Raw genomic sequence first — 268 nt, forward strand, 5'->3', positions numbered from 1 at the left:
ACCAGTACGGCGGTGGCGATCCGAACCTCGTGTACATGCGTGATCGCATTGTGCCCCTTGGCGTGGAAAAGACTCCGTGGGGAACGATCCATACCGAACATGGATTCACGTTTCCCGATGCGTTCAGGAAGTCGCTGAGCCAGTACTGGGATGAGCTGGGTGGTGACACACCGCGCGTGCGCTATGGCAGCGTTTACCACTTCCATCGAACCGAGTGCCGTATGATCGTCGTGTGTGGCCGAGTCTATCTGGTGACACGAAATGGCCC

1 protein-coding gene is annotated in these 268 nt (G+C 57.8%); it reads left to right on the forward strand.

Translation table 11 applies throughout. The annotated features are described in order from the left end of the window. On the forward strand, positions 1–268 hold a 268-nt coding region (locus tag AC1RPR_RS08870; protein ID WP_481763581.1), incomplete at both ends, for a hypothetical protein.

This window comes from Dellaglioa sp. CoH-57-MRSF-22 (assembly GCF_056781895.1).